The organism is Saccharothrix sp. CB00851, from assembly GCF_001905065.1.
In the GTDB taxonomy this organism is placed as follows: Bacteria; Actinomycetota; Actinomycetes; order Mycobacteriales; family Pseudonocardiaceae; genus Actinosynnema.
The window spans coordinates 23,119-31,862 of record NZ_LWLC01000010.1 but is presented as its reverse complement, the minus strand read 5'-3'; the positions used below and the strand labels follow the sequence as shown (position 1 = coordinate 31,862).

The 8,744-nt window shown below is 71.4% G+C and carries 5 protein-coding genes; all 5 read right to left on the bottom strand.

Annotated elements, in window-relative coordinates; all coding sequences use genetic code 11:
• Nucleotides 1-22: 22 nt before the first annotated feature.
• Nucleotides 23-1,273 carry a beta-ketoacyl-ACP synthase II gene (gene fabF, locus A6A25_RS11240; protein WP_073888260.1) on the bottom strand — a complete coding sequence of 417 codons (1,251 nt, stop codon included), beginning with the start codon at nucleotides 1,271-1,273 and terminating at the stop codon, nucleotides 23-25.
• Between the two features lie 26 nt (nucleotides 1,274-1,299).
• A complete protein-coding gene (locus A6A25_RS11235) occupies nucleotides 1,300-3,027 on the bottom strand; it encodes a thiamine pyrophosphate-binding protein (protein WP_073888485.1) in 1,728 nt (575 codons plus the stop codon).
• A 14-nt stretch (nucleotides 3,028-3,041) separates the two neighbouring features.
• Nucleotides 3,042-5,732, bottom strand: a complete 2,691-nt coding sequence (locus A6A25_RS11230; protein ID WP_073888258.1) for an aldehyde dehydrogenase family protein — start codon at nucleotides 5,730-5,732, stop codon at nucleotides 3,042-3,044.
• Between the two features lie 1,167 nt (nucleotides 5,733-6,899).
• Nucleotides 6,900-7,274, bottom strand: a complete 375-nt coding sequence (locus tag A6A25_RS11225) for a DUF4342 domain-containing protein (protein ID WP_073888256.1) — start codon at nucleotides 7,272-7,274, stop codon at nucleotides 6,900-6,902.
• A gap of 62 nt (nucleotides 7,275-7,336) precedes the next feature.
• Nucleotides 7,337-8,650 (bottom strand): tachylectin-related carbohydrate-binding protein, encoded by a 1,314-nt coding sequence (locus tag A6A25_RS42875; protein WP_143193088.1) that lies wholly within the window; start codon nucleotides 8,648-8,650, stop codon nucleotides 7,337-7,339.
• Between the last annotated feature and the right edge of the window lie 94 nt (nucleotides 8,651-8,744).

Below are 8,744 nucleotides of genomic sequence, written 5' to 3'. Positions count from 1 at the left end.
TGTTCTCCCTAACCCGCGAGACCTAGCCCTGCCACCGACGCAGCACGACGACGGCGTTGTGGCCGCCGAAGCCGAACGAGTTGCTCATGACCACGTCCACGTCGTGCGCCTGCGCCTCGTGGGCGACGAAGTTCACGGCCGTGTCGATCGGCCGGTGGCAGTTGATGGTGGGCGGCACGAGCCCGCGGTTGATCACCATCGCGCCGACGATCGCCTCCACCGCGCCGGCCGCGCCGATCATGTGGCCGGTCATGGACTTGGTGGAGCTGATCGGGACCCGCTCGACGTGCGCACCGAACACGGCCCGGATCGAGTCCAGTTCGGACTGGTCGTTGAACACGGTGCTGGTGCCGTGGGCGTTGACGTAGTCGACGTCCTCGGGCGTGAGGCAGGCGTCCTCCAGCGCGCCGCGCATGGCGGCCCGCGCTCCCCGCCCCTCGGGGTGCGGCGCGGTCCAGTGGTGCGCGTCGGACGTGGCCGCGTAGCCCGCGACCTCGGCGAGGATCGTCGCGCCCCGCGCCAGCGCGTGCTCCGCGGACTCCAGCACCACGATCCCGGACCCGGAGGCCATCACGAACCCGTCGCGGTCGGCGTCGAACGGACGGCACGCCGCGGTCGGCGCGTCGGTCCGGGTGGACAACGCCTTGGCGTTGCCGCTGCCCGCCATGTCCACCCGGGTCAGGATGTTCTCCGCGCCGCCCGCGATCACCGCGTCGACCACGCCGTAGCGCACCCAGCGGGCCGCCTCGCCGATCGCGTCGGTGCCGGACGCGCACGCGCTGCTCAACGCCCGCGTCGGCCCCGTGACGCCGAACGCCAGGCTGATCTCGCCCGCCGCGCTGTCGATGGCGCCGGTCACGGGCGCGAACGGGCTGACCGCGCGCGGCCCCTTGGCGCCCAGCGTCACCACGTGCTCACCGAGGGACTGCATCGGCCCGTAGCCGCTGCCGATGAGCGCGCCCACCCGGTGCGCGTTGTCCTCGGTGATCTCCAGCTTCGCCGTGCCGACCGCCTCGGACGCGGCGGCGAACGCGTACTGCGCGTACGGGTCCATGCGCCGGACCTGCTTGTGGTTGAGGTACTTCCTCGGCTCGAACCCCTTGACCTCGCCCGCCAGGTCGGTGGGCAGGTCGGAGGCGTCGATGACGGTCACGTTCCCGATCCCGCTGCGCCCCGCGACCAGCGCGTCCCACGTCTCGTCGGCGGTGAGGCCGACCGGGGACACCACGCCCCAGCCGGTGATGACGACTCGCCTGCCGTGTCGTTCAGCCATGTGCCGCTCCTCGCTTCGATCGTGGGTCAGTCGGCGACCGGGAAGCTGCCGCCGAGTTCGTGGTCGGCGAACAGCGCGTCTCCCAGGCGGGTGGGGACGTTGAGGACGACCACCTGGCCGTCCCGTGAGCGCTGCCAGGCGTCGGCGACGTCCGCGCGCAGCGACTCCTTGGTCACGGTCACCTGGTGCACGCCGCGCCACCGCGGTGCCTGGGCCGTGACGGCGTCCGGGTCCACGAACGCCGTGCCCGCGAGGTCCCGGTTGTGCGGGCCGAGCTGGGAGTGCAGCCAGCCGTAGCCGCCGTTGCGCAGCACCACGTAGACCAGCCCGCCGCCGAGCGCGGCGGCCGTCGGCAGGTCGGCGTCGAACATCCCGAACGCGCCGTCGCCGACGAACGCCACCACCGGCCGCTCACCCGCCGCGGCCTTCACGCCGACCGCCGCCGCCGCGCCGAAACCGAGGCTGGTCTGCTCGGACGGCACCACCGAACCCGCGCCGTGCGCGCACTCGAACCGGGGGAAACTGTAGGACCACATGTCCTGCAAGCCGTTCTCCTGCACCAGGACGCGGTCGGCCGGCAGCTCGGCGTCGAGCGCGGCCAGCACCTCCACGACGTGCAGCTCGGGCTTGGCCGCGAGGTCCGCCAGCTCGCGGCGGTGGTCGGCGCGCAGTCCGTGGTGCACCCCGTCCACGCGCTTGGACCACTCCACCGGCGCGCTGTCCACGACCTGCTCCAGCCACCCCGCGCACACGTCCGCGCCGTCGCCGAGCACGACCGGCCCGGTGTACTGGGTGGCGACACCCGCCGCGTCCACGTTCACCTGCACGACGGGCACGGTCGTGCCGAGCGCGTCCGGCCAGCCGTAGGTCGCGGTCTCCTCCAGCCTGCTGCCGAGCACCACCACGCAGTCGGTGTCGGCCCACAACGCCTTGGCCCGCTCCGGCGCGTACAGCCCGGCGAGCCCGATGAACCGCACCGACGACTCGTCCACCACACCGCGTCCGCCGGCCGTGCAGGACAGGGCCGCGCCGACGCGTTCGACGAACCGCTCCACGACGCCGTCCTCGTTGCGGTGCCGCATCCCGCCGCCGACCAGCACGATCGGCCGCTGGGCGTGGCGCAGCGCGGTCAACGCCGCCGAGTCGCCCGCCACCGTGACCGACGTCGGGCGTTCGACGGGCGGCGCGGGCGGCGGCACGGGCACGTCCGCCTTCAGCAGGTGGTCGGGCACCTCCACGTACACCGGGCCGGTCGCGCCGGACGTGGCCACGAGGACGGCCTGGCGCACGGCGGGAGCCAGCCGGTCGGGGTGCTCGACCCGGGTCGAGGACTTCACCAGCGGCGCCAGCACGGCCTGCTGGTCCAGTTCCTGGAACGCGCCGCTGCCCCGCCGTTCCGCCGCCGTGCCGCCGGACAGCAGCAGCACGGGCGCACCGGACGACGCCGCCTCCAGCAGGCCGGTCACGGTGTTGGTCACCGCCGGGCCCTTGCCGACCAGCGCGACGCCGAGCGCGCCGGAGTGCAGCGCGTAACCCGTGGCCATGAACACGGCGTTGCGCTGGTCCCGGCACACGACCAGCCGGACACCGGCGGCGTGCAGCGCGCCGAGCGCGTCCAGGTCGTCGTCGGGCAGGCCGAACACGACCTCCACGCCCACCTCGGCGAGCAGCCGGGCCACGGCGTGCCAGGCACCCCGGACGTGGTTGCCCGGGGAAAGCGGCACGGACAGCGGTTCCAGGTCGATCACATCCATCTCCCCCTCGCCCGTCATGCCGTGCGGCCGGTGGCGTCGGACGTGGTCAGCCGGTCGGGCCCGAGGTGGTCCGCGACGGCCTTCGAGATCAGCAGCGGCTCGGCGCGGCGCGTGCGGCCCAGCGCGGCGTAGTTGGCGCGGATGCCCGAGCCGCCGAACGGCGCGTTGCCGTCCTCGATGTCGATCACGGTCTCGTTGACGCTGACCGTGTGCCGGTGGCGCAGCAGCTCGACGGTGTCGGGCATGTCGCCGTAGACCGTGGCGGCCATGGCCCGTTCTTGGAAGTACTGGTGGTCCAGCATCGGGTGCAGCCAGTCCGTCGAGGTGAACGGCACCACGTTGAAGATCGGCGCGAACAGCTCGGGCGGGGTGATCTTCGTGTCGGCGGGCCGGATCAGCACGGTCGGGCTGAGGTGGTCGTCCACGAAGTTGACCTCGCCTCCCGCCGCCAGGTGCTCGCGGCCGGAGCGCAGGTAGTCCAGTGACGCGTCGAACGCGTCGAGGTAGAACATGTGGCTGTAGTCGGCGTTCGGGTCGTCGAAGCGGCCGTAGCGCAGGTTGTCCACGCGGCGGCACAGCAGGTTGCAGAACTGGGCGCTGATCGAGGTGTGCACGAACACCACGTCCGGGCCGAAGCAGTCCTGCCCGGAGTTGAGCATCCGCACCCGCAGCAGGCCGTCCACGGCCTTCGGGATGTCGGCGTCCGCGCCCACCACGAACGGGTTCACGCCCTGGCCGAAGTAGAGGAACAACTGGTCGCGGCGCAGCCCGGCGCGGATCTTCTCGGCGTTCTTGAACGTGCCGGTGAACACCAGCACGTCCGAGCGCGCGCCCTCGCCCTCCATGAACTCCCGCTGGTCGCTGTCGTCCAGGACGATCGGCAGGTGGTGCACGCCGGACAGCAGCTCGTGCAGCTTGAACAGCTGGTCGGAGATGCGCCGCGACGGCCGGAACACGACGCGTTCGCTGTAGAGGCTGGGGATCGCCAGGTACAGCACGTAGCTGTAGAGCGGGATGTTCGACGGCATCAGCACGCCGACCTGGCCGACCGCGGGCGGCCGGTACCGGGCGATCTCGGCGGCGGCACCTTCCAGCGCGGCGATCGACGCGTCGATCTCGCCGTACGCGGTCTTGTAGTTCGTCACCTGCGTGAGCAGGGACATCACTTCGGCGCGGCGTTCGCGCAGCAGCTGGGCGAGGTCGGTGAGCCGGGCCAGCCGGTCCGGGAACGGGATGGCGGACGGGTCCGCGTCGCCGTGCGCCCTGGGGAAGACGCCCTTGACGCCTTCGAGCGCCACGGTCGAGGCGGCGATGTCGCGCAGCGCCCTGAGGTCGACCTTGCCGTTGCCGTTGAGGGGCAGTTCCTTGAGCACGACCACGCGGTTGGGCTGCTCGTGCGCGGCGACGAACCGCGACACCGTGCGCTTCCAGTGCGCCACGGGCTGCTCGGTCGGATCGGTGATCACGAACACGAGCTGGGTGCCGCGCTGCTCGTCCTCGACCGGGATCACGCGCACCGGCGCGCCGCACGCACCGGCTTTCTCCGCGATGGCGTCGGGGTAGAGCGTGTGGCCGAAGCGGTGCACGGCGGACTTGCGGCCGAGCACGCGCAGCTGCCCGGAGGGCGTGAGGAAGCCGATGTCGCGGGTGTGGAACTCTCGCCGCTCGACCTCGCGGACCCGTCCGCCGGGTTCGAGCAGGCCCACCATGATGTCGGGGGTGCGGACCACGACCTCGCCGACCTCGCCCGGCGGCACCGGGTTGCCCACCGGGTCGCGCACCTCCACGACCACGCCGTCCAGCGGCGTGCCGCAGTGGGTCGGGTCCTCGATCGAGGACAGGGCGATGTTGCCCGCCTCGCTGCTGCCGTAGCCGTCCAGGAGCGTGGCGCCGAAGCGCTTCTCGAAGCGGGTGCGCAGCTCGTCGCGCAACGGCTCGCCGCCGACGCACCACATGCGCACCGAACCCAGGTCGCGGGTGTCGCGGCGGGCGATGACGCGCAGCATCGTGTCGTAGGTGGCGGGCACGGCGTCCACGACCGTCACGCGCTGCCGGGCGATCACGTCCAACGCCTGGTCCACGCGCCTGCTGGGCGCGATGACGAGCGTGGCGCGGGCGTCCCACCAGAGCATCAGCATCGACAGGCCGTACTGGTGGGTGAACGGCAGCAGCGGCAGCAGCACGTCGGACGCGGTGTAGCCCATGCGCCGTTGGGTGCGCTCGACGTTGCGCCGCACCGACGCGCCGGAGCGCACGATGCCCTTGGGCTTGCCGGAACTGCCCGAACTCCACACCACGAGCGCGTCACGCCGCCGCGCCCACCGGGCGAAGGTCAGCTCGGGGACGTCGGCCACGGGCACGTCGTGCGCGGTCTTCACCAGGGCGTGCAGGTCGAGCAGGCCGGCCGCGACGCGGTCGAACGCGGGATCGGCAGGGTCGGCGTCGGTGACGAACCAGCGGGCGCCGGAGTCCACGACGTGCTCGGCGGCCTGTGCCGGCGGCAGCCCCTGGTCGACCAGGCCGACCGAGACGCCCAGCTCCATCAGCGCGAACAGCACCACCACGAAGTCGTCGGAATTGCGCGCCGACAGCACGACGCGATCGCCGTCGTCGACCCCGCGTTCGCGCAGCACGCGGATCAGCGCGTGGCAGCGTTCGGCGACGTGTGCCAGGGGTGTTTCCCCGCCGTGTTCGTTGACAAGCATGGCTCTGCCCTCGTTCCTCGTTCTTCGCCACACCCACCGGGGCGTTGACGCGGAATGGACCCGGTCCGGCGGCACGCTGGAGAAACCCCAGGTTGGTCGCGTTGCCGATGCCGCCCGGACAGGCGTGGGCGGCTCACGTCCGGTTTCGTGAGCCGAGGCTTTCGGGCACATTTCACCCGCGTTCGCGCGGGGGTGCCGGAAATGGCGCGGGAGCGCTAGTGCCGGTCGCGGCACTAGGTGGAGGGCCGCGCCTCACGTGGCGCACGCGTCGGACGCGGTGCGTGCCACGGGCGCGACCACTGCCCACGACTCGGCGGAACGCCCGGTGGCGCGGTTTCGACCGCGCCACTCGAGTCACCGCCGGTAGTGCCCGCCTCACGTTTGCCCGCCCCGCGCACCGCGTTCCCGAATGGTCCGGGAACGGCGGTGAACGGGCCCCTGGGACAGGAGATCGTGTTCACTGCCGTCGTCCTCGATGGAAGTTCGCGCACGGCCGGCGGACCGCGCGTCACAGTACTGCGCACGCCTCCCCAGTACTGGCTGGCGTGCCGCCACCGCCCTGATCTGCACAGACGAGGGAGGTGACTGATCGACGACCGGGCTCGTCAACATCCAACATGCAACGAGTGCTTCCCGTTCATCAGCACCGATCACCTTGGCAACGAGGGCAGGTGATCACAATCAGCCGATCGGCGCAGCAGGCCGGAAAAACCGTCTCAAAACACCGAACAAGAACGCTGTTCACATTGTCCGGCGGGACAAAATAGCCACCCCCGGATGGAGTGTCAAATCGAGCGGAACGGCCCTGACGACCCTCTACGGACTTCCGAAACACCAGAGTGCCGCCGTAACATGGCAATATAGAAGTCATATAGAAGACTCCGCCGGAGGCGGCCGGACGATCTTCACGTTAACTTGATCGACAGGTTCCCCACAGAAGTGCCGCCCGTCACCTCGCGCACCGATCGAGACGCACCGCCCCATCGGCGTCGGCATCGCCTGCGCACCTCCGAAGCAGCACCCTGAAAAGGGCGGGAACGCCCCACCCACGCCGACGTCCCTTGTGGACTGAGGATGTGTCGTGTTCGGCGACGGCACGGTACGACGAAGCCACCGCCCTGGTGCGGGCGGTGGCTTCGTGGTGTGGTGCGGGATGGGGCCTGGTGCTCAGCTTTCCTTACCGTGCGCGGCGTCGGCGTCGGTCGGTGGGTTCTCAGGCTGCGCGGTGTCGGCCGGTGCAACGTCGGCGGCTGCGGCATCGGCCCGTGCGGTGTCGGTAGCGGGTTCCGCCGGTGGCGTCTCGTCCTGGCGTTCCACGCCCACCGACCACGGGCCCGCGAGAGCGGCGAACGCCGCCACCGCCGTCACCACCGGCGCGGCGACCGCGGCCACCACCCCGGCCGTCACCGGGATGTCCAGCACCCGCTCGCCCTCGCCGTTGCGCACGACCACCCGGCGCGTGTTGCCCTCGTGCACGAGCTGCCTGATCTTCTCCGTCAACGCCTCGACCCCCGGCGCCTGACGATCACCCTGCTCCGTCATGTCCTACCCCCTTCACCTCCATCCTGCCGCGTCCAGGCCATCCGGATCCAGTCGCGCGGGCGTCAGCCGACCGTGCCGGGTTGGGCGGACAGCACCACCTGGCTCCAGCCCTGCGCGTCCACGGTGTCCGGGCCGCGCAGGTCCGCGCCGCTGCCGTCGTACGGGTTCGCGTCGGTGTAGCGCAGCAACCCGCCCTCGGCGTTGTGCCCGAAGTAGACACCGCCACCGGCGGACAGGAGCCGCCCGAAGACCTGCCACGTGCCCGACCGCAGCTCGTACCGGGACCAGTCGCCCGCGCCGCGGATCCGGTACGACAGCAGTGCCCCGCCGCTGGTCGTGCCGAGCAGCCAGTCCGGCCCGGTCGCGGTCAGCGTCTTCAGCGTGAAACCGGTGCCGATCACGCCGTCGCTCGTGATGTCGCCCGCGCCCGGCTTGGTGACGGGCACCGCGTACCGGCGCAGCACCCCGTCGGCGATGCCGTACAGACTGCCCCGGCCGTCGTAGGCGAGCAGGTCGTGCGTCCAACCACCACCGAGCAGCACCGGCGCGTTGAACGCCAACGACGTGCTGTTCGTGATCACGTCCACCCGGTACAGCCGACCACCGGACGTCGTCACCAGCACCGTGTTGAAGTTGAGCGTCGCCATCGCCTTGGGCACGAACCCCAACGACGCACCGGACACCACCGCGCCGTGCGTGCGGGTGCCGTTGGCCGCGTCGACGGCCGTGTAGGTCAGGCGGCCGTCGGCCAGCACGCCGTAGAACGACGCGGTGCCGGAGACGTGGTCCTCCACGATCTTGCGGTAGCGCAGGGCGCGGTAGTGCGAGGTCGGGTGGCCCGAGAGCGACGCCTGGCTGAACGACGCGCCGGTGACCTTGTCGATGGGCGTCGAGCCGAAGCTGTAGTACCAGAACGTCGTCTTGGCCGAGTTCTCCCAGCCGCCGAACAGGATCGCGTGGTACGGGTAGCGCCCGCCGTCGTCGTTGACCCGGTCGTTGAGCAGATCGCCGGGGCGCAGGTCGGAGCGGGAGATCGGGACGGTGAGGCTCGACTCGTCCAGGCCGTCGGTGTTCGGGTCGTAGCCCAGGTGCCACGCCATGCCGACGTAACCCGAGCAGTCGCGCCGGTACTGGCGCGTGCGGCCGACGTCCCACGCCTTGGCGCCCTGGTCGTAGGTCAGGTCGGCGTCGTGGCAGCGGTTGTACCAGTCGGTGGCCCTGGCGAGCACCTCGGACCTGGTGATCTGGCCGCCGATGGTCGAAGCGGCGGTCACCGCCTCGGCGTGCGGGACGGTCGTGGTGACGGTCGCTGTGACCGTCGTGGCGGCCATGACGGCGACCAACACCGCCGTGACCGCTCTGGTGGATCTTGGCATCGTGCGTCCTCCCCTTGCGTACACGTCCGAGCGGGAGACTCACAGGCCGCGCTAACAAGTCGCTAACCACCATCGGCGGGTGACCGAACGTGGA